This window comes from Acinetobacter sp. TGL-Y2, assembly GCF_001612555.1.
In the GTDB taxonomy this organism is placed as follows: domain Bacteria; phylum Pseudomonadota; class Gammaproteobacteria; order Pseudomonadales; family Moraxellaceae; genus Acinetobacter.
On record NZ_CP015110.1, the window covers coordinates 148932 to 167819 of the forward strand.

Below are 18888 nucleotides of genomic sequence, written 5' to 3' on the forward strand. Positions count from 1 at the left end.
AATTATTTTCTTTGCTATGCCGTATTGTGCATCAAGCACCTTGACCTTAATAGGAAAATCTACAGATTTTTTTAACTTGAATAGGTCAGGTCATTGAGTCAAATCAGTCTATAATTTGAAGCTCTGCTCAAAACTGATTTAAACAATGTCCTACCAAATGTGGTTTGCCTACATGCTTGCATGCTGGGTGATTAGTATCTCTCCGGGTGCAGGTGCCATTGCATCGATGTCTAGCGGTCTCAACTATGGTTTTAAACGTGGCTATTGGAATGCCATCGGTTTACAACTGGCACTGGTGGTTCAGATTGGTATTGTCGCAGCAGGGGCAGGGGTGTTACTTGCAACTTCACCTTGGGCATTTTTAGCCATAAAATGGTTTGGTGTGATTTACCTATTATATTTGGCTTATTTACAGTGGAAAGCGCCTGTTCAAACCATTGAAATTGCAGTCGATGCCAAACAAAAGTCCATTGCTAAACTGGTCATGTACGGCTTTTTGGTCAATATGAGTAATCCCAAGGCAATTGTCTTTTTATTAGCCGTATTACCACAATTTCTAGATTTGTCTCAACCGCAGTGGCCGCAGTATCTGATTATGGGTATTACCATGATCACGATTGATTTGATCGTGATGGCGGGCTACACCAGCTTAGCGGCTAAAGTTTTAAGATTGTTAAAATCGCCCAAACAGCAAAAATATCTCAATCGCACTTTTGCCGTGTTATTCGCAGGCGCAGCCAGTTTACTCAGTTTGGTACATCAATAATTTTAGATTGTTTTAACATTAAATATTCAACCCAACCACACATCTAGAAGGTGGAGCTACATGAATTATTTTGAATTTTATCTTTATGTGATCAGTGTAATTATCATGATTGCAACCCCAGGTCCGGTTATGATTTTGGTTGCAAGTGCGGGCTTAAAAGGGGGGTATCGGAAGGCTTTCGCCACCATATTGGGGACAAATTTAGCCTCACTCATTCTGATTGCCTTATCGATTCTAATTTTAAAAGGCATGCTCAGCGTTAATGAAAGCTTATTTCTGATGATTAAAGTTTTAGGCTGTCTATACATTGGTTATTTAGGCTTTGATATTCTAAAAGAGCTTCGCTTCTCAAAAGAACAAAATATACAAGCCTTAAAGCCAATGGAGGGTGGGCTTCAAAAAGGTTTCTTGGTGGGAATTTCGAATCCCAAAGATATCATTTTCTTTTCTTCATTTTTTCCGCAATTTATCGGGATTCATCCTGACATGAATACCAGCCTGATGATCTTGGTGGTGGCATGGATTATTCTCGATTTTCTAACCTTATCAGCGGTGTATTTAGGCTTTAACCAACTCGCTAAAAGTCGGCATTATTCCAAGGTTTTAGGGCTGTGTGGGGTGATTCTGGTGGTGATAGCCAGTTATGGCTTATACGTATCTATACGGGCTTACTAAAAATCTTATCTGCAACAGACCATGTATGGCAAAATCCAAGTATAAGTGAGTATAGAAATGATAATTTTAAACAGAGTTGTTGGACATGACTTAATTTTCTAGCAAAAAAAAGCGCCGCTTTTTTAGATTTCAAATTTCAGATTCTAAGTATTGGATATTACATTCATGCCATTTTCTTGATCTTTTGCACAATAAAAATCAATGCAAATAAAATCGACATGGTCAGCACAATGCTTAAACCTGTTGAAATATCTAGCCCTGCGCTCGACCATAGGCCAACCGTTACAGCCACTTGTGCAATGATAAATGCCCACATCACCATGTGTTTAGGTGAGTGTGCAAGCAAACGTGCAGTTAAAGCGGGAATCACCAATAAGGCACCCATCAGCAAAGAACCGACAGCACGCAGTGCCAACACGGTAAACAGTGCGAGCAATAACATAAAAATCAGACGCTGCCATTTGGCATTAACACCTTCACTGACCGCCATATCGGGATCAATTGCGATGTGAATTTGTGCCTTCCAGTTGTAATGCAGCACGCTCAGCGCAGCAATAATCACCAAAGCAAATACTGGTAAATCCGACCATGAAATGGTCAAAAGATCACCAAATAAATAGCTCATTAATTCAGGTCTTAAGCTCGGTAAATGCTGAATCAGCAGTAGACCTGAACAGAGTAAAGTCGCTGAGCACAGTGCCAAAAGTGCATCATTCGGTAAACGTGGATCATGTAACACCCACAGCACAGCCACCAGAAGGAGTGCCGTAAACGTCACACCTAGCCAGAGGGGGAGGGTAAGCACCCCTGCAATGGCAACACCGAGTAATGTACCGTGCGCCATGGTGTCTGCAAAAAAGGACATTCTTCGCCACAGCATCAGACAACCGAGTGGGGCGGTCAAAAACACCAAGAGCGTGCCCATGGTCCATGCAGGTAAGAGGAGTTGTAACCATTCCATCATGGTTTAAGCTTCCGGCTCTGGGTGAATATGCGGACGAGGATCATGCTCGCAAGGCGTGGCACTGTCACCATGGCCGCAGTGGTCATGATGATGGTGATAAAATACGCGCTGTGTACCGAAAATGGCTTGATACTCTGGATGTTGCTGAATTGAATCAGGCAGCCCGCTACAACAAATATGTTTGTTTAGACAAATGACACGCTGCGTGCCTTGCATGACCCATTGCAGATCATGAGAAACAATTAAAATCGAACAGCCGTAACGATCGGGTAGGCTACGTACATAAGCATAAAGCTCAGCTTCAGATTGAATGTCGAGTCCTTGCATCGGTTCATCGAGCACCAAAAGATCAGGTTGACGTAACAGCGCACGTGCTAAAAGCACACGCTGACGTTCACCGCCAGAGAGTTGTTGAACTTTCGCATCTTGTAAGTTGATAATGCCCGTATCACGGATAATTTCGGCTTTAATGCGGGCGTCACATTGTTCAAGTTCGAGTAAATCTTTCACACGTAAAGGCAGACTGTGCGAAGGATTAAATTTTTGCGGTACATAAGCCAAGGTTAGATTTTTATGGCTATGCATTTTGCCTGAATTGGGTTTAACAATGCCTAAAAGCACTTTAATTAGGGTGGATTTACCTGCGCCATTGGGACCAATCAGCGTGATAATTTCTTTTTCTTGAATAGAAAAATCGATGTTTTTCAGAATGTCACGGTCATCAATTCGAACATTAATCTGTTGTAGTTGAATTAATGCAGGCGCTGAGGCTACTTCGAACACTGCTGACATAATCCTGAAATCTCAATAATGCTGTGATGCGCTTTAAACTGGTCTGAGGTGGCCAACTGATCCAGCTGTTGAATCAAACCCAATGCAGAAGCTTCTTTCACCGTATTACATTCGGTACAAATCAAAAAAGCAGCTTGGTGGCCCGCGCGCGGGTGACAGCAGGGAATATAGGCATTAATTGAGGTGAGTCGATGAATAAAGCCTTTTTCCAATAAGAAGTCTAAAGTGCGATAGACCGTCGGAGGAGCAGCAGGGCGCACCGAGTTACCTTTAAGGTTTGCCAAAAGATCATAAGCGCCAACAGGACCTGAGGCATTTAAAATCAGTGCTAAGACTTCTTTACGCAGCGGCGTCAAGCGAGCACCCGAAGCTGAACAAATGTTTTCAGCTTCTTCAAGGCGAGCATCGACATTCGGGTGGTCATGCACGCCGTGTAAAGTATCATGATGTGCATGAGAACATAAACTCATTGCTGACCTCGAAGCTACGTAGTAAATAGGGAACAACGTTGAATAATAGCATGAAGCCAGAACAACTTACGAACGGCATAGGCATTTTTACGCATTTGTTATATTATAACATGAAATTGACTTTGGTATTCTTGTTCATGTTGCGCTTAATCGCTTTTTGCCTATTGTCATTGTTTGCAATGACCAGTTTTGCTCAAGCACCTCTAGTGGTTTCTACTCATCCTATTTATTTGATTGCCAAAGAAATTACCAAAGGGGTGGAGGAGCCAAAACTGTTGCTGGAAAATCAAACGGGACATGATGTTCATTTAACGCCCGCACATCGTAAGTTGATTCAAGATGCTTCACTGGTCATCTGGTTGGGTAAAGCACATGAGGCCCCTTTAGATAGCGTTTTAAGCAAAAACAAGCAGGCGATTGCGCTGTTAAATGCAGGCATTGTGCAAACTTTACCGCTACGTAATAACCGTGGTGTTGCGATCAAAGATACCCTTGATACGCATGTTTGGTTAGAGCCTAATAATGCAGTGCGGATTGGATTTTTCATTGCAGCACTTCGCTCACAGCAGCATCCTGAGCATAAAACTGCGTATCAGAACAACGCCAAACGCTTTGCGCGTGAAATGCTGGTCGCATCGCAGCAAATCAAAATGAATGGCGGAAATAAACCATATTGGTCATTGCATGATGCTTATCAGTACTTAGAGCGCCCATTGAATATCAAGTTTGCAGGCTCACTGACAGAAGATCCGCATATGGCGCCGACGGTGGCTCAAATTAAGTATTTGAATGACACTCGTCCACTCAAAACCATGTGCCTTTTGGCAGAGTCAACGGCAAACCCAAGTCAATATCGCAAGCTAGGAAGCGTAAATTTTCAAGCAGTGGATGAGAGTTTTTCTAAGCAGCAGAAGTTTGTCGTGGCATGGCAGTCTTTGGCCAAGGTGGTGAGATCTTGCGTACAAAAAGGTTAAAACTGGTGTAAAAGTAATCTAAAATTGTATATATCGACATCAATCATCGATTTAAAAATACCAGACTAAGGTCGGGAAAAGATTGCATGTTGAGGGGGCTAACTCTATAATGCCTGCGATTAAAAATAATCATCAGCTAAACTTGTCAAGCATAAATGCTATAAGTGAGTAATAAATGGGCCGAACTAGTCGCTTGATTGACCGACGATTAGCGAAAGCTTTAGTCATCTTGCAAGCATGTATGATACCTGTTTCAGCCTTGATAGCGTGGGTCTTGAAAGACTCGACTGCGGCTCTCAGTGCAGCATTAGGTGCACTTGTATGTTGGCTTGCCAGTTGTTATTTTTCATGGCAGTCGTTCCGAGCTGCAGGTGCAAGAGCTTCGAAACAGGTTCTTTCGAATATGTATCGGGGTTTGCTCGGTAAGTTTGCAATAGTGATTGTTGGATTCGTTTTGATTTTAATCAATGTTAAACCGTTGTCAGCGGGGGCATTGTTTTGTGGTTTTATACTCGTTCAGACCATGACGTGGGTCGCTCCTTTTTGGGCGTCACGCCTATCAAAATGAGTTTAGTCGCAACAAAGATTGAAAAGTTTTTTAGACGATTAACGAGATATCAAGCAGCACGCGATATTCGTTAACTCTAATTTAGTATTTGACATTAACCAGGTGTGATTTATGGCTGCTGACGAACATACCCTTACCTCGTCTGAGTATATTCAGCATCACTTAACGAACATGACCTACGGCAAAATGCCAGATGGTTCGTGGAAGTTAGCTGAGACTGCTGAAGAAGCGAAAGAGATGGGGTTCACTGCTATACACTTGGATTCGATGGGTTGGTCAATCGGCCTTGGTGTTATTTTCTGTTTGCTGTTCTGGTGCGTAGCGAAAGCTGCGAACTCTGGTATTCCTACCAAACTCCAGGCTGCAATTGAAATGATCATCGAGTTTGTTGACTCAAGTGTCCGCGACACATTCCATGGCAAATCACGCTTAATTGCACCACTTGCATTAACCATTTTCGTGTGGATTTTCCTCATGAACTTAATGGATTTAATCCCAGTTGACTTTATCCCGTATACAGCTCAATTGATCGGTGCACACGTATTTGGTATGGATCCTCACCATGTCTACTTTAAAATTGTTCCAACGACTGATCCAAACGTTACTTTAGGTATGGCGTTATCAGTATTTGCGTTGACTATTTTCTATAGTATTCGTGAGAAAGGGCTTGTCGGATTCGGTGCAGAATTTGCACTTAACCCATTTAACCCAAGTAACCCATTTTTAAAAGCTCTACTCATTCCTGTGAATATTTTACTTGAATTGGTAACTTTTATCGCGCGTCCAATTTCATTGGCACTGCGACTGTTCGGTAACATGTATGCAGGTGAGTTAATCTTCATCCTCATCGCACTATTACCGTTCTGGATTCAATGGGCATTGTCTGTGCCGTGGGCTATTTTCCATATTCTTATTATTACCTTACAAGCGTTCATTTTCATGATGCTGACTATCGTATATATGAGTATGGCTAGCGAAAAGCATTAATTATATTGCTCGACTGCATGTAGCAGTTGAGCTAAAGTTTTTTTGTTTGATTTAAACTCAACCTTTGAGGATTTTTTCATGGATTTAGTAGTTGGCTTATCTGCTGTTGCAGCTGCTCTTTTAATCGCGTTTGGTGCTTTAGGTACTGCGATCGGTTTTGGTCTTTTAGGTGGTCGTTTCCTTGAAGCTGTTGCTCGTCAACCAGAATTGGCTCCACAACTTCAAACTCGTATGTTCTTAATCGCAGGTCTTCTTGATGCTGTGCCTATGATTGGTGTTGGTATTGGCTTATTCATCATCTTTGCTAACCCGTTTACAACTTTGTTAGCTAGCTTGGTTTAATTCGCTAAATTCCGAAATCAACTATTTGAGGAATGGCAATGAATATCAACCTCACATTGTTTGGCCAAGCGATTGCATTTGCGATGTTTGTCGCATTTTGCATGAAGTTTGTATGGCCACCACTAATCAACGCGATTAGTGAACGTCAGCGTCGTATTGCTGATGGCTTAAATGCAGCTGAAAAAGCAAAAGCAGATCTTGCTGATGCTCAGTCGCAAGTTAAGCAAGAAATTGATGCAGCTAAAGTACAAGCAGCTCAATTGATCGAACAAGCGAATCGTCGTGCAGCACAATTGGTTGAAGAAGCTCGTACTCAAGCATCTGCTGAAGGTGAGCGTATTCGTCAACAAGCGAAAGAAGCTGTTGATACCGATATCAATACTGCTCGCGAAGAATTACGTCAACAAGTTGCAGCGCTTGCTGTTGCTGGTGCAGAGAAAATTCTGAACCAACAAGTTGATGAAGCAGCTCACAATGCCATGCTTACTCAGCTGGCTGCTAAACTTTAAGCGAGGCGATTATGGCTGAATTCTTGACGTTAGCACGCCCGTATGCCAAAGCAGCATTTGCTTTCGCTTCTGAGCAAGGTGCAACTGACAATTGGTCTAATGTGTTACAAGTGCTTAGTGCTGCGGTGCAAGATGAAGCATTTTCCGCTTACTTGAGTCGCCCTGAGCTTACTCCTGTTGAGCAGGTGAGTCTTTTTGCTAAAGTTTTAGGTGAAGATCAAACTGCAAACGTGTCAAACTTTTTGACATTGCTTGCTGAAAATGATCGTTTAACGCTTTTACCTGAAATTGAAACAGAGTACGAACTGCTTAAATCACAAAATAACAACGTTGTTGATGTAGTGATTGAATCTGCATTGCCAATGACTTCTGTTCAAGAGCAACTACTGACTCATGCATTAGAAAAACGTTTCAATGCAAAAGTAGCTGTGACTGTTGAAGTTAAACCAGAGCTTATTGCTGGTGTAGTTATTCGTGCAGGCGACCAAGTGATAGATGATTCTGCGCTTAACAAGCTTGAAAAAATGCGGACTCGTCTTCTTGCGTAATATTGCTTGAAAATAGCAGCGTAATAGAAGACTGAACTTAATTAAAGATTGAGGTATAGCGCAATGCAACAACTGAATCCATCCGAGATCAGTGCGCTCATTAAACAGCGTATCGGCGATCTGGACACCAGCGCGACCGCTAAGAACGAAGGGACCATTGTTATGGTTTCCGACGGTATTGTGCGTATTCACGGTCTTGCTGATGCAATGTACGGTGAGATGATCGAATTCGACGGCGGCCTTTTTGGTATGGCACTGAACCTAGAACAGGATTCAGTGGGCGTCGTTGTTTTAGGTAACTACTTAAGCCTTCAAGAAGGTCAAAAAGCGCGTTGCACAGGTCGTGTATTAGAAGTTCCAGTTGGTCCTGAACTTCTTGGCCGTGTGGTAGATGCTTTGGGTAACCCAATTGATGGTAAAGGCCCAATTGATGCAAAACTCACTGATGCTGTTGAAAAAGTAGCACCAGGCGTAATTTGGCGTCAATCAGTGGATCAACCTGTACAAACTGGTTATAAATCAGTAGATACAATGATCCCAGTCGGCCGTGGTCAGCGTGAGTTGATCATTGGTGACCGTCAAACTGGTAAAACAGCAATGGCGATCGATGCGATCATCGCTCAGAAGCACTCTGGCATCAAATGTGTATACGTAGCCATTGGTCAAAAACAATCGACCATCGCTAACGTTGTACGCAAGTTAGAAGAAACTGGCGCTATGGCGTATACCACTGTTGTCGCAGCAGGTGCATCAGATCCAGCAGCAATGCTGTATTTGGCTCCGTACTCTGGCTGTACAATGGGCGAATACTACCGTGACCGTGGTGAAGATGCGCTTATCATTTATGATGACTTGTCTAAGCAAGCTGTTGCGTATCGTCAAATTTCATTGCTTTTACGCCGTCCACCAGGTCGTGAAGCATACCCAGGTGACGTATTCTATCTTCACTCGCGTCTACTTGAGCGCGCTTCTCGCGTGTCTGTTGACTACGTTGAGAAATTCACTAACGGTGAAGTTAAAGGCCAAACAGGTTCATTAACTGCATTGCCGATTATTGAAACTCAAGCGGGTGACGTATCTGCATTCGTACCGACTAACGTAATTTCGATTACTGATGGTCAGATCTTCCTTGAAACATCATTGTTCAACGCAGGTATTCGTCCTGCTGTGAACGCGGGTATCTCTGTATCTCGTGTTGGTGGTTCTGCTCAAACGAAGATCATCAAAAAATTGTCTGGTGGTATCCGTACCGCTTTGGCGCAATACCGTGAATTGGCAGCATTTGCTCAGTTTGCTTCTGATCTTGACGAAGCAACACGTAAGCAACTTGAACATGGTCAACGTGTAACTGAACTTATGAAGCAAAAACAATATGCTCCATATTCAATTGCTGACCAAGCTGTTTCAATTTATGCATCTAACGAAGGTTATATGACTGACGTTGACGTGAAGAAAATCGTAGACTTTGATGCTGCGCTTATTTCTTACTTCCGTTCAGAACATACTGCGTTAATGCAAGAAATCGATAACACAGGCAACTACAGCAAAGAAATCGAAGCGGCAATCAAAGCAGGTATTGAAAGCTTTAAAGCGACTCAAACTTACTAAGATAAGCTTTAGTTAAGTTTGGTTCACGGAATCAACCTTCGGAGGCTCGAAAGGGCCTTCGAATACTAGGTTTAGCGTATGGCAAATTTAAAAGAAATTCGCGCCAAAGTAGCTAGTATCAAAAGCACGCAGAAGATTACTCGCGCGATGCAGATGGTAGCAGCTTCTAAGATGCGTCGTGCGCAAGAGCGCATGGCTCAGGGCCGTCCGTATGCCGAAAATATGCACCGTGTAATTGCTCACTTAGTACAAGCGAACCCTGAATACAAACATCGTTATATGGTTGAACGCCCTGTAAAACGCGTTGGCTATATCATTGTTTCTTCAGATCGTGGTTTGGCAGGCGGCTTGAACATTAACTTGTTCAAGAAAGTGGTTAAGCATGTACAACAGCAACAAGAGCAGTCAATTGAAGTTCAATTTGCTTTGATTGGTCAAAAAGCGGTTTCGTTTTTTAAAAACTACGGCGGTAAAGTTCTTGGTGCAACGACAAATGTCGGTGATACACCAAGTCTTGAACAGTTATCTGGTTCTGTACAGGTGATGTTGGATGCGTATGATAAAGGCGAGTTAGATCGTATTTATCTTGTGTCAAACGGCTTTGTCAATGCCATGACTCAAAACCAAAAAATCGAACAACTCGTTCCTTTGGCTGCTGCTGAAGAAGACGAGGGTCTAAACCGTCAATACGGTTGGGACTACATCTATGAGCCTGAAGCTGAACAGCTTCTCAATGGCTTATTGGTTCGATATATTGAGTCTGTGGTGTATCAAGGTGTGATTGAAAACATCGCATGTGAACAGTCTGCGCGTATGGTTGCAATGAAAGCTGCAACAGACAACGCAGGCGACATCATTAAGAGCCTACAACTTATTTATAACAAGCTGCGTCAAGCCGCGATTACTCAGGAAATTTCTGAGATCGTTGGTGGTGCCGCTGCCGTTTAACATTATTTTGAATTGAGGAGACAGCAATGAGTAGCGGTCGTATCATTCAGATCATCGGCGCGGTTATCGACGTCGAGTTTGAACGTAATAACGTTCCTAAGATCTATGACGCTCTCCAAGTTGAAGGTACTGAAACTACTTTAGAAGTTCAGCAACAACTTGGTGATGGTGTAGTTCGTACAATCGCAATGGGATCTACTGAAGGTCTTAAACGTGGTTTGAACGTCATCAACACTGGCGCGCCAATCTCTGTTCCAGTGGGTACTGCTTGTTTAGGCCGTATCATGGACGTTTTGGGTCGCCCTATTGATGAAGCGGGTCCAGTTGCAACTGAAGCGCGTTTGCCGATTCACCGTGCAGCACCTTCTTATGCTGAACAAGCAGCGTCTACTGACCTTTTAGAAACAGGTATTAAAGTCATCGACTTACTATGCCCGTTCGCGAAAGGTGGTAAAGTTGGTTTGTTCGGTGGTGCCGGCGTTGGTAAAACTGTAAACATGATGGAATTGATCAACAACATCGCGAAAGCTCACTCAGGTTTATCTGTGTTTGCTGGTGTTGGTGAGCGTACTCGTGAAGGTAATGACTTCTATCACGAAATGAAAGATTCTAACGTTCTAGACAAAGTAGCAATGGTTTACGGTCAGATGAACGAGCCACCGGGTAACCGTCTGCGTGTAGCGTTGACTGGTTTGACCATGGCTGAATATTTCCGTGACGAGAAAGACGAAAACGGTAAAGGCCGTGACGTACTATTGTTCGTAGATAACATCTATCGTTATACACTAGCGGGTACTGAAGTATCAGCACTTCTAGGTCGTATGCCATCTGCTGTAGGTTACCAGCCTACGCTTGCAGAAGAGATGGGTGTTCTTCAAGAACGTATTACGTCGACTAAGTCTGGTTCTATTACGTCAATTCAAGCGGTATACGTACCTGCCGATGACTTAACAGATCCATCGCCTGCGACAACGTTTGCTCACTTAGACGCAACTGTTGTACTGAGCCGTGATATCGCATCTTCTGGTATTTACCCAGCGATCGATCCACTTGACTCAACTTCACGCCAACTTGATCCATTAGTTGTTGGTACTGAGCATTACGAAATTGCTCGTTCAGTTCAAAACGTTTTACAACGTTATAAAGAATTGAAAGACATTATTGCAATTCTTGGTATGGACGAGCTTGCAGAAGAAGATAAATTGGTTGTTTACCGTGCGCGTAAAATCCAACGTTTCTTCTCTCAACCGTTCCACGTAGCTGAAGTGTTTACTGGCGCGCCTGGTAAATTAGTATCTCTTAAAGAAACGATTCGTGGCTTTAAAGGTCTTCTTGCTGGTGAATACGATCACATCCCAGAACAAGCGTTCTATATGGTTGGTGGTATTGACGAAGTTATTGCTAAAGCCGAGAAACTTTAATTAGCTGCTCTAATTTAGGAGATTCTCATGGCGACTATGCAATGTGACGTTGTAAGTGTAAAAGAGTCTTTGTACTCTGGCACTATAACTATGCTAATTGCGAAGGGTGCTGGCGGTGAGTTGGGTATTATGCCTGGCCATGCACCGTTAGTAACTTTGCTTCAACCGGGCGCAGTTCGCGTTCAGTTGGAAAACGGTACAGAAGAGTTGATCTATGTATCGGGTGGTGTTCTTGAAGTTCAACCGCATGTCGTTACGATTCTTGCAGATACTGCAATTCGTGCCGAAAACTTAGATGAAGCTGCAATTCTTGAAGCGCGTAAAAATGCTGAAAACTTGTTAGCCAATCAAAAGAGCGAGTTGGACACTGCTGCGGCCCTTGCTGTCTTGGCAGAAACTGTTGCTCAGTTAGAAACGATCCGTAAAATCAAAAACCGCGCTCAATAAGCGATGGTTCGAGATTGAAAAACCACCTGAAAGGGTGGTTTTTTTATATACTTAATTTTTTAATATCTAGAAAATGATGAAATTAAACACTTTAAATCCTATTTTTCAGGATTCAGTATCTAAAAATAAAATTGTATACAAGAAAGTACTTTGTATTGAGTGTAAAACCCATATTAAACATGAAGTTTTAGTCGATATTTCTGAATATGACCAAACGCATAGTCCTATTGAGTTTTATTTGAATTATAGGATTTTGAAATGTATCAATTGTGAGACTATTACTTACCAAACTAAAAATTTATGTTCTGAAGATGTTTATCAAGTCGGATATGAGCTGAATGGTGATCCCATTTACCATGAAGATGCAACTTATAAGGTTTTTCCAATCAGGGATGAGGAAACTGCTTTCTCGATTGAGTTTGAAAAAATTTTACCTATAGAAATTTATAATACGTACGAGGAAGTAGTTGTTGCATTAAACAATAAAATGCCTTTATTAACTGTGTTGGGTTTAAGAACGCTTTTAGAACAAATCATTAAGCATTTCGGTAAATCTGATGATTTGGGGGTGATTTTAAATCAGTTTGAGCAAGATGGATTTATATCAACAAAACAGCGAGCTCTGCTTGATGATATACGTTACTTGGGCAATGATGCTGCACATCGTGCTGATAGTAAATCTAGAAAAAATTTAATTCTGCATCTAAAAGTTTTAGAAAACTTGATTCATCAATTATTTGTTTATTATAAAATGGGGGAAGAATCCTCAAAAAAGCAATTAAGGGTGTCGGACTAAAACCATCGCCAAGACAGCCAATACCCGTAGTACGTGAAACAACACGTAAAAGAAAACCCAAAAAGAAGTTATGATGAGTCAATTATAAGGGGAGAATAGAAAAACTCCCCATTCTCAACAATCCTAACCTTAAAAATCTCATCAAATCTTTCATCCAAACTCGGCACTTCAAGCTTTTTATAGGTTGCTCGAATACCGACTTCGGGAATGTTGGCTTTACCTTTACGGTAGCTATTCCGCTCTAAAGTGCTGCTCAAATCAGTTTCAAAGTAATATGAAATCACTTCAAAGCCGGCATCCTTGGCACGCTGAATATAACGTGCACGGTCATCACGTGTGGGGTTGGTATTATCAATCACCATTTTGGTTTTAGATGCTAAACACGCTTCAAAAATGATATTTTCACGATGCAGAGTTTTGAGCATATCGAGGTTAATGCGTAGATGACTTTGATGTAAATTCAACAGATAAAAACTCGATTTACCAGACGCCTGAACCCCTGTAAAAATAATCAATTGCATACGTGGTGATCGACCTCGAAATCATGCATCATGATGGCATGTGTGAAAGGTAAGCTTCAAGGATTCATCTAGAGCAACTGAAAGATCTAAACTCGAAACAATTGTATTATAATTAAAATAAAAGGTAAAAACGTGTCGCATCTATTTAAAGTATTGCATATTACGGCGCTGCTCCTGAGCACCACGGCATGCCAACAACATTTTAAGGTCGGTCCAACTCTGCCGACAGAAGCGGCTTTGGTGGCAAATGCTTATCAAAATGGCTTAACTACCGAGCTGAACATATCCTATGAAGATGCCTATACAAATTTAAGAATCGCGTATGGGCAATGCATTGCATTTACAGGAGAAACAGATTTTGTCTATACAGACAATCGCTTTGAACCTGATTTTAAAATGGCAACGCTGTTTGGTCGAAGCAAAGGTGGGGTATATCTGTATAAAACTACAGTGGAAAGCATGAGTCCGCATATCACCAGACTGACGCTGTATGTCCCGAATAATTACACATTTGCCCAAGCGCGCTTTAAACAAGATATCAAAAGAGCCTTAGGTTTAGATGAACAGTGCAATCTCAAGAAATGATCGCACTGTCAAAGCATTCACACATGACAAGCAGTTAGCTTGAAGATGAGTCTGCACTTGATTTTTCAGCAGAATCAGAATGAGGAATCAGCATTGTGGCAAGTTTGAGCATTTCAGATTGAATAGAACCCATTTGTTGTTCAATTTTTTGGAAATCGACTTTGCTGAAATCCATTTGACCATTGAGAAAAGGGGATGCCAGTGCCTGCTGATTGACGCTTAAAATATTTTGACGAATTTGATCAATCTCTTGGCTCTTTAAATCTAGACCTTTCAAGGCGTTGTCTAAGCCTTTAAGTTGTTGTTGAAGTGTAGTGGCAGCAGTTTGCAGTTGCTGATGGTCTTTGGCATCAATCGCTTGTTGTAGATTGCTTTGGGTATCCTGAATTTTACCTAAATACTCGCCCGCTTTAAGTTGCATATCGGCCACATCACGCGCGATATAAAAGTAATTTCCGTTTTTGAGTTGTACATTAGTATTGGCTGAAGTTTGTTCTACGTTTTCAGAATCTGTTTTTGCAGGTACAACAATTTCGCTATCAACCGATTCTTTCTCCGCAGCGTTTTGCGGGGCAATATCACAGCCCAGCATAAATACCATTGAAGAAAAAAGCGTAAAAGGTAGAATCGCACCCTGAATAAATTTTTTCATAGCTAAATCAAAAAATTGAAAATATTCATTTATATATAAGGCTTAAATGTGGAGTTAAAATAGCTTGTTGCAAAGACATAACAAAAAACTTGCAAAAAAAAGGGAGCGTTTGAGCTCCCTAGTTCTTATCTTGGGGTATTAACCACCAATGATTTTTATAATGTTATGGGTGATTACGTTGGTCAAAACGTAGTCACCATTGATTTTAATCCATTGTTGGTTTTTGCTGGGTTTGCTCAGTTTTTTGTACTGCTTGTGATCTAGTTTATCGGCATGAGCGTAGTACTGTGCAGGTATTTTTTGACCGGTTCTCCAATCACGTGATGGATTGACAGATTTATCAGTCACCAATTTATGTTGATGATTTTTTTGTATCTGCTGTTGATGTATAGATGCGTTATGATTTTGCTGAGTATGTGATTTATCAGCTTGATATTCATGCGGAGCAGCCATTACAGGTGCGGCCACCAAAGCAGTTGAAATGGATAAAACTATTGCTTTTAATAATGTATTCATAGGTCACCTTTTAAATCCATGGTATGGGGCTAATCAATGGATCATAGGCCTAATCAAGTGATTAATGGTGAATGCTGTGTGGGCGAAATATAAAATAAAGAAGGAATTGAGAAGCTGAGGGAATGGATATTTAGAATTTTAGGAATCTCAAAAATTAAATAAATGCAAGTATCCGTCTATATACAGGATACCTGCATGATGCTTAGCTCTTATTTTGCAAGTTCAGCATGAATCGCATCGACTATACGCGCATCATCTGCCGTAATATCAGGTGCAAAACGCGCGACCACTTCACCTTGTTTATTGATTAAGAATTTTTCAAAATTCCACAGTACTTCAGGTTTTGGATTTGGTGTTAAACCATAATCGACCAAATCTTTCCACCAAGGACCTTCACCTATACGTTCAGGTACAGCTTGAGTTAAGGTTGCATAGAGTGGGTGTTTGTCTTCACCTGCCACTGAAATTTTGGCAAAGAGAGGAAAGTCTACGTTATAGGTAAGCGAGCAAAATTCTTGAATATTTTCATTGCTGCCAGGTTCTTGCGCAAGGAAATTGTTTGCTGGGAAACCTAAAATTTCTAAGCCTTCAGCTTTTTTGTCGGTATAAAGTTTTTCTAAACCTTCGTACTGCGGTGTTAAACCGCATTTTGACGCGACATTGACGATCAATAAAACTTTGCCCGCATATTGGCTTAAATCGACTGCTTCACCTTGAATGGTGTTCACTGGAATATTGTATACCGATGCCATAATTTTCATGCCCTAAATAAATAATCAAACCTTGACCCATGTTTTAGCGTGAATTGCTACATCTCACAAGCAGAGTTTTATATCTGAATCTTTCAATAAAGCATAAAAAAAACAGGCCAGAAGCCTGTTTTTAGTCAAACCTTAAAGCCAGTTATGCACCTGCTTTAACTTTCGCTTGAAGCGCTTGCATATCGGTTAGAATAGACTGCTGTAAATCCACCGCTTTTTTCTGCAATTCATTCACTTTATTCATATCGGGCTTGGTTTCAACACCTGCTTCAGCCAACTCTAGCCCTAATTCATTTGAATCTTTCATTTTGTCACGTAGTACATCTGCTTCAGTACTTTTTAGTTTTAATGCTTCTAAGTCATTATTAAAGCTATTGACATACTTTTCCATTTTATCGACGACTGCATCTAATGCTTTTTTATCGCTATTTTGCGCAGCTTGAGTTACTTCAGTTTGGAAGCTCAATGCTTCTTGTGCTTTCGTATTTGAAAGACTTTCAATTTGTTATAAGTCACTTTTTATGTCTGCAACCACGTTGTTGCTTAAAGCAACCATTGTTGCGGGTGCTTGTGTTTCAGGTTGCGCCGTCGTACTTTCATTGGTTTTTTTATCACATGCAGTTAATGTGAAAGCCGTCATACATAAAGATGCGATCAAAAGTTTTTTCATATTTATCCTCTTATTTTTTCAATTCTAAATAGTTAAAAAGAGCTTGAAATGGCTTAACTAAAGAGAAAACCTCTCCAATCTCTTTTTCTAAATAGTGAATTTGAACCTATACGGTGGCATAGCGCCGCATGACGGTCTGTAGTGCTTTTGTAGATAAGCTTTTTAGAAAAACAGAAAATCGACTTTTTTGTTTTTAGATATGCTTGAATCAAAATACTTTAAATATGCTACTTTTAAAGTAAATTTAAATGGCAACTTTGCTTAAGCTATGATGCGTAGTTTGGCGGGTTTAAGCGCTTGTATAGGATGGATGAGAGGGAAAAAATGAAATCTATAACATTATTTATATCAAAGATTTAATTCAAAACTCAAACTCAAGATGAAATATAAAAACCATTAGAAAATGGATAGGAATATCTTTAATTATGCAGTTACACGCAAAACACTTAGCTTGGGCGGTTTTATTTCCCATTCTGGCGGTACTCATTTGGTCATTTAATATTGCCATTACCCGTTATGTCGCAGATTACATTTCTCCTGTCAGTATTAGTTTTTACCGATGGTTGATTGCTTTCTTGGTTTTGACGCCTTTTATTTTGCCCAAAGTCTGGCAGCACAAGTCGTTGATTCGTCCTCATCTTATACAGTTGGCCGTTTTAAGTGCTTGTGGCATGGTGCTGTATCAAGGCTTGGCCTATACGGCAGCACATTACACCACAGCGACCAATATGGGCATTATTAATGCCTTTATTCCAATTTTTACGATCTTTGTGGCGCTGCTGTTATTGCGTGAAATTCCCACGCGCTATGCCGTAATGGGCAGTATTTTGTCATTTGTAGGGCTGTTGTATGTGATTAGCCAAGGCAGTTGGTCAAGCTTATTCAATCTGGGAGGGCATTGGGGCGATGTCCTGATGATTCTGGCGGTGTTTTTCTACGCTTTTTATGGAGTATTTTTGAAGAAATGGCAACTAACATTGCCTTTAATGATCAGCCTGTATGTTCAAATTGGTTTTGCAATTCTGTATCACTTGCCTTTTGTGGTCGTACTTGGACTTGATCCGATCACCACGAACAATGCAGGCAGTGTGCTGTATGCTGGTATTTTTCCGTCTATTCTTGCACCATTACTGTGGATGATGGCGATTCAGCATTTAGGACCGAACCGTACCAGTATTTTTATGAATCTGATGCCAGTCTTTACGGCGATTATTGCTTATGTTTGGCTGAATGAAGCATGGAGCATTTATCATACCGCGGGTGGAATGATCATCTTGTTCGGGATTGCTTTGGCTCAGCGTAAAGGCAAATCTGCATAATGGGCTTAAAGGCAAGTGATTAAAATCTATCAAGTGCTCAAAATCCATACATTTGGAATTTTATTTTTTAGCTTAAATATCGATCGATATAGGTATTCTTATGTTTATTTAGTCTTATGTAATATTTTTATTTTTTTAATTTTCAAATAAAAATAACCACTTATTTATATCAATAATTTAAATATCTATTTCAGGCCTTGGTAAATCATAAATTTAGAGTAAATATTCAACATTTGTACATTAAATGAATATGTTGCATAATCCGCCGCATAGCAAATCTTGAACTCTAAAGTGGCTCAAAACTGGTTGCTTCGATATTTTTGAACCCTCTGGATGTGATGACACATCCATTTATATGCTCAGTCAAACTTTTAGACTGAGCTTTTTTTTGTCTAAATTGATCGTTTTTAAGTCTAACCGCTATCTCCGCTCATCACCATTTAAAATAAGTATAAGACCGAGATCAGGCTAGGCGCGGATCACTTTGCCCGTTATTGCATCAATAATCTTGCTCGGTTCTTGGCTTAAGCCTAAATCCCCATTTAAGTAATTGAGTTCTGAACCAAAGTATTGATTGACGTCTTGGATCGAGCGGGCAGGGCTTAAACCAGCAGGATTGGCACTGGTTGATACAATGAAACCATTAAAGGCATTGCAGAGTGCAATACACAGCGGATGATTGGTGACACGCACCGCAACTTGAGTGTGTTTGCCTTTAATCCAGTGGGGAATGCTGTCATCTGCAGGTAATAACCAAGTGGTGGCGCGGTTTTGGTTGGACAAGTTGCTCCAACTGTCGATCACTTGCTGACGCATTTGAGGCGTCAGATTTTTTAACAAGTGCTCAACTTGACTGAGCTGTCCTGCCAATAAAATCACGCCTTTTTCAATCGGGCGCTGCTTTAAGCGTAAAATTTCTAAAAAAGCCGTTTCATTCAACGGATCGCAACCTAAGCCCCATACTGCTTCTGTCGGATAGGCCAAAACTTTGCCTTGTGCTAAACATTGGGCAGCCTCAGCAACTGAGGTTGTAAGCATAGAGATTCACC

General features: G+C 41.1%; 25 protein-coding genes. 15 read left to right on the top strand and 10 right to left on the bottom strand.

Annotation, left to right across the window (positions count from 1 at the left end; translation table 11 throughout):
• Positions 1 to 145 precede the first annotated feature (145 nt).
• Positions 146 to 766, top strand: a complete 621-nt coding sequence (locus AMD27_RS00590; RefSeq protein WP_067654933.1) for a LysE family transporter — start codon at positions 146 to 148, stop codon at positions 764 to 766.
• A gap of 60 nt (positions 767 to 826) precedes the next feature.
• Positions 827 to 1441 carry a LysE family translocator gene (locus tag AMD27_RS00595; RefSeq protein WP_067654935.1) on the top strand — a complete coding sequence of 205 codons (615 nt, stop codon included), beginning with the start codon at positions 827 to 829 and terminating at the stop codon, positions 1439 to 1441.
• Positions 1442 to 1604: 163 nt separating this feature from the next.
• Here AMD27_RS00595 and znuB read toward each other — a convergent pair whose 3' ends face one another.
• Genes znuB through AMD27_RS00610 form a run of 3 tightly spaced genes read right to left on the bottom strand, consistent with a single transcriptional unit; the run spans position 1605 to position 3667 of the window.
• On the bottom strand, positions 1605 to 2405 hold the full coding sequence (gene znuB, locus AMD27_RS00600) for a zinc ABC transporter permease subunit ZnuB (RefSeq protein ID WP_067654937.1): 801 nt from the start codon (positions 2403 to 2405) through the stop codon (positions 1605 to 1607).
• Positions 2406 to 2408: 3 nt separating this feature from the next.
• Positions 2409 to 3197, bottom strand: coding sequence for a zinc ABC transporter ATP-binding protein ZnuC (znuC, locus tag AMD27_RS00605; protein ID WP_067654939.1), 789 nt, complete (start codon positions 3195 to 3197; stop codon positions 2409 to 2411).
• A complete protein-coding gene (locus AMD27_RS00610; protein WP_067654941.1) occupies positions 3176 to 3667 on the bottom strand; it encodes a transcriptional repressor in 492 nt (163 codons plus the stop codon). The genes znuC and AMD27_RS00610 overlap by 22 nt, the downstream gene beginning before the upstream one ends.
• 137 nt (positions 3668 to 3804) lie before the next feature.
• Here AMD27_RS00610 and AMD27_RS00615 point away from each other — a divergent pair, with 137 nt between their 5' ends.
• From AMD27_RS00615 to AMD27_RS00665, 11 genes are all read left to right on the top strand, one after another.
• On the top strand, positions 3805 to 4641 hold the full coding sequence (locus AMD27_RS00615; protein ID WP_067662625.1) for a metal ABC transporter solute-binding protein, Zn/Mn family: 837 nt from the start codon (positions 3805 to 3807) through the stop codon (positions 4639 to 4641).
• Positions 4642 to 4816: 175 nt separating this feature from the next.
• Positions 4817 to 5209: an ATP synthase subunit I gene (locus AMD27_RS00620; protein WP_067654943.1), complete on the top strand. Its 393-nt coding sequence runs from the start codon at positions 4817 to 4819 to the stop codon at positions 5207 to 5209.
• A gap of 111 nt (positions 5210 to 5320) precedes the next feature.
• Complete coding sequence (gene atpB, locus AMD27_RS00625; protein WP_067654945.1) at positions 5321 to 6196, top strand: F0F1 ATP synthase subunit A; 876 nt, start codon at positions 5321 to 5323, stop codon at positions 6194 to 6196.
• Between the two features lie 78 nt (positions 6197 to 6274).
• The gene (gene atpE / locus AMD27_RS00630; protein ID WP_067654956.1) at positions 6275 to 6538 is read left to right on the top strand and encodes a F0F1 ATP synthase subunit C; all 264 of its coding nucleotides are present in this window, start codon (positions 6275 to 6277) and stop codon (positions 6536 to 6538) included.
• A 38-nt stretch (positions 6539 to 6576) separates the two neighbouring features.
• Complete coding sequence (locus tag AMD27_RS00635; protein WP_067654959.1) at positions 6577 to 7047, top strand: F0F1 ATP synthase subunit B; 471 nt, start codon at positions 6577 to 6579, stop codon at positions 7045 to 7047.
• An 11-nt stretch (positions 7048 to 7058) separates the two neighbouring features.
• Positions 7059 to 7595, top strand: a complete 537-nt coding sequence (locus AMD27_RS00640) for a F0F1 ATP synthase subunit delta (RefSeq protein ID WP_067654963.1) — start codon at positions 7059 to 7061, stop codon at positions 7593 to 7595.
• 63 nt (positions 7596 to 7658) lie between these two features.
• Positions 7659 to 9203 carry a F0F1 ATP synthase subunit alpha gene (gene atpA, locus AMD27_RS00645; protein WP_067654965.1) on the top strand — a complete coding sequence of 515 codons (1545 nt, stop codon included), beginning with the start codon at positions 7659 to 7661 and terminating at the stop codon, positions 9201 to 9203.
• Positions 9204 to 9281: 78 nt separating this feature from the next.
• Positions 9282 to 10151 carry a F0F1 ATP synthase subunit gamma gene (gene atpG / locus AMD27_RS00650; RefSeq protein WP_067654968.1) on the top strand — a complete coding sequence of 290 codons (870 nt, stop codon included), beginning with the start codon at positions 9282 to 9284 and terminating at the stop codon, positions 10149 to 10151.
• A gap of 26 nt (positions 10152 to 10177) precedes the next feature.
• Positions 10178 to 11572: a F0F1 ATP synthase subunit beta gene (atpD, locus tag AMD27_RS00655; RefSeq protein WP_067654970.1), complete on the top strand. Its 1395-nt coding sequence runs from the start codon at positions 10178 to 10180 to the stop codon at positions 11570 to 11572.
• A 27-nt stretch (positions 11573 to 11599) separates the two neighbouring features.
• The gene (locus tag AMD27_RS00660; RefSeq protein WP_067654972.1) at positions 11600 to 12019 is read left to right on the top strand and encodes a F0F1 ATP synthase subunit epsilon; all 420 of its coding nucleotides are present in this window, start codon (positions 11600 to 11602) and stop codon (positions 12017 to 12019) included.
• A gap of 73 nt (positions 12020 to 12092) precedes the next feature.
• Entirely contained in the window at positions 12093 to 12815 is a 723-nt protein-coding gene (locus tag AMD27_RS00665; protein WP_228140685.1) for a DUF4145 domain-containing protein, read from the top strand.
• A 68-nt stretch (positions 12816 to 12883) separates the two neighbouring features.
• On the opposite strand, the gene AMD27_RS00670 is transcribed toward AMD27_RS00665, so the two are convergent.
• Entirely contained in the window at positions 12884 to 13336 is a 453-nt protein-coding gene (locus AMD27_RS00670) for an AAA family ATPase (protein ID WP_067654975.1), read from the bottom strand.
• Between the two features lie 132 nt (positions 13337 to 13468).
• Between AMD27_RS00670 and AMD27_RS00675 the strand changes: the two genes are divergently transcribed.
• Entirely contained in the window at positions 13469 to 13921 is a 453-nt protein-coding gene (locus tag AMD27_RS00675) for a hypothetical protein (RefSeq protein WP_067654978.1), read from the top strand.
• Positions 13922 to 13955: 34 nt separating this feature from the next.
• Here the strand turns inward: AMD27_RS00675 and AMD27_RS00680 are convergent, their stop codons facing one another.
• The 5 genes from AMD27_RS00680 to AMD27_RS18965 form a co-directional block, all read right to left on the bottom strand.
• Positions 13956 to 14573: a hypothetical protein gene (locus AMD27_RS00680; protein WP_067654981.1), complete on the bottom strand. Its 618-nt coding sequence runs from the start codon at positions 14571 to 14573 to the stop codon at positions 13956 to 13958.
• A gap of 138 nt (positions 14574 to 14711) precedes the next feature.
• Positions 14712 to 15089: an RcnB family protein gene (locus AMD27_RS00685; RefSeq protein WP_067654984.1), complete on the bottom strand. Its 378-nt coding sequence runs from the start codon at positions 15087 to 15089 to the stop codon at positions 14712 to 14714.
• Positions 15090 to 15298: 209 nt separating this feature from the next.
• The gene (locus AMD27_RS00690; RefSeq protein WP_150115793.1) at positions 15299 to 15844 is read right to left on the bottom strand and encodes a glutathione peroxidase; all 546 of its coding nucleotides are present in this window, start codon (positions 15842 to 15844) and stop codon (positions 15299 to 15301) included.
• Positions 15845 to 15992: 148 nt separating this feature from the next.
• Positions 15993 to 16316 carry a hypothetical protein gene (locus tag AMD27_RS18960; RefSeq protein ID WP_228140686.1) on the bottom strand — a complete coding sequence of 108 codons (324 nt, stop codon included), beginning with the start codon at positions 16314 to 16316 and terminating at the stop codon, positions 15993 to 15995.
• A 39-nt stretch (positions 16317 to 16355) separates the two neighbouring features.
• Complete coding sequence (locus AMD27_RS18965; protein WP_228140687.1) at positions 16356 to 16520, bottom strand: hypothetical protein; 165 nt, start codon at positions 16518 to 16520, stop codon at positions 16356 to 16358.
• A 425-nt stretch (positions 16521 to 16945) separates the two neighbouring features.
• Between AMD27_RS18965 and AMD27_RS00700 the strand changes: the two genes are divergently transcribed.
• Positions 16946 to 17839, top strand: a complete 894-nt coding sequence (locus tag AMD27_RS00700) for a DMT family transporter (protein WP_067654987.1) — start codon at positions 16946 to 16948, stop codon at positions 17837 to 17839.
• A gap of 468 nt (positions 17840 to 18307) precedes the next feature.
• On the opposite strand, the gene AMD27_RS00705 is transcribed toward AMD27_RS00700, so the two are convergent.
• Positions 18308 to 18877: a Sua5/YciO/YrdC/YwlC family protein gene (locus AMD27_RS00705; protein ID WP_067654989.1), complete on the bottom strand. Its 570-nt coding sequence runs from the start codon at positions 18875 to 18877 to the stop codon at positions 18308 to 18310.
• Positions 18878 to 18888: the final 11 nt, after the last annotated feature.

Coding starts and splice junctions, on each gene's coding strand:
- AMD27_RS00590 (WP_067654933.1), top strand. CDS start 146: ATGTCCTACCAAATGTGGTTTGCCTACATGCTTGCATGCTGGGTGATT.
- AMD27_RS00595 (WP_067654935.1), top strand. CDS start 827: ATGAATTATTTTGAATTTTATCTTTATGTGATCAGTGTAATTATCATG.
- znuB (WP_067654937.1), bottom strand. CDS start 2,405: ATGATGGAATGGTTACAACTCCTCTTACCTGCATGGACCATGGGCACG.
- znuC (WP_067654939.1), bottom strand. CDS start 3,197: ATGTCAGCAGTGTTCGAAGTAGCCTCAGCGCCTGCATTAATTCAACTA.
- AMD27_RS00610 (WP_067654941.1), bottom strand. CDS start 3,667: ATGAGTTTATGTTCTCATGCACATCATGATACTTTACACGGCGTGCAT.
- AMD27_RS00615 (WP_067662625.1), top strand. CDS start 3,805: ATGTTGCGCTTAATCGCTTTTTGCCTATTGTCATTGTTTGCAATGACC.
- AMD27_RS00620 (WP_067654943.1), top strand. CDS start 4,817: ATGGGCCGAACTAGTCGCTTGATTGACCGACGATTAGCGAAAGCTTTA.
- atpB (WP_067654945.1), top strand. CDS start 5,321: ATGGCTGCTGACGAACATACCCTTACCTCGTCTGAGTATATTCAGCAT.
- atpE (WP_067654956.1), top strand. CDS start 6,275: ATGGATTTAGTAGTTGGCTTATCTGCTGTTGCAGCTGCTCTTTTAATC.
- AMD27_RS00635 (WP_067654959.1), top strand. CDS start 6,577: ATGAATATCAACCTCACATTGTTTGGCCAAGCGATTGCATTTGCGATG.
- AMD27_RS00640 (WP_067654963.1), top strand. CDS start 7,059: ATGGCTGAATTCTTGACGTTAGCACGCCCGTATGCCAAAGCAGCATTT.
- atpA (WP_067654965.1), top strand. CDS start 7,659: ATGCAACAACTGAATCCATCCGAGATCAGTGCGCTCATTAAACAGCGT.
- atpG (WP_067654968.1), top strand. CDS start 9,282: ATGGCAAATTTAAAAGAAATTCGCGCCAAAGTAGCTAGTATCAAAAGC.
- atpD (WP_067654970.1), top strand. CDS start 10,178: ATGAGTAGCGGTCGTATCATTCAGATCATCGGCGCGGTTATCGACGTC.
- AMD27_RS00660 (WP_067654972.1), top strand. CDS start 11,600: ATGGCGACTATGCAATGTGACGTTGTAAGTGTAAAAGAGTCTTTGTAC.
- AMD27_RS00665 (WP_228140685.1), top strand. CDS start 12,093: ATGATGAAATTAAACACTTTAAATCCTATTTTTCAGGATTCAGTATCT.
- AMD27_RS00670 (WP_067654975.1), bottom strand. CDS start 13,336: ATGCAATTGATTATTTTTACAGGGGTTCAGGCGTCTGGTAAATCGAGT.
- AMD27_RS00680 (WP_067654981.1), bottom strand. CDS start 14,573: ATGAAAAAATTTATTCAGGGTGCGATTCTACCTTTTACGCTTTTTTCT.
- AMD27_RS00685 (WP_067654984.1), bottom strand. CDS start 15,089: ATGAATACATTATTAAAAGCAATAGTTTTATCCATTTCAACTGCTTTG.
- AMD27_RS18965 (WP_228140687.1), bottom strand. CDS start 16,520: ATGAAAAAACTTTTGATCGCATCTTTATGTATGACGGCTTTCACATTA.
- AMD27_RS00700 (WP_067654987.1), top strand. CDS start 16,946: ATGCAGTTACACGCAAAACACTTAGCTTGGGCGGTTTTATTTCCCATT.
- AMD27_RS00705 (WP_067654989.1), bottom strand. CDS start 18,877: ATGCTTACAACCTCAGTTGCTGAGGCTGCCCAATGTTTAGCACAAGGC.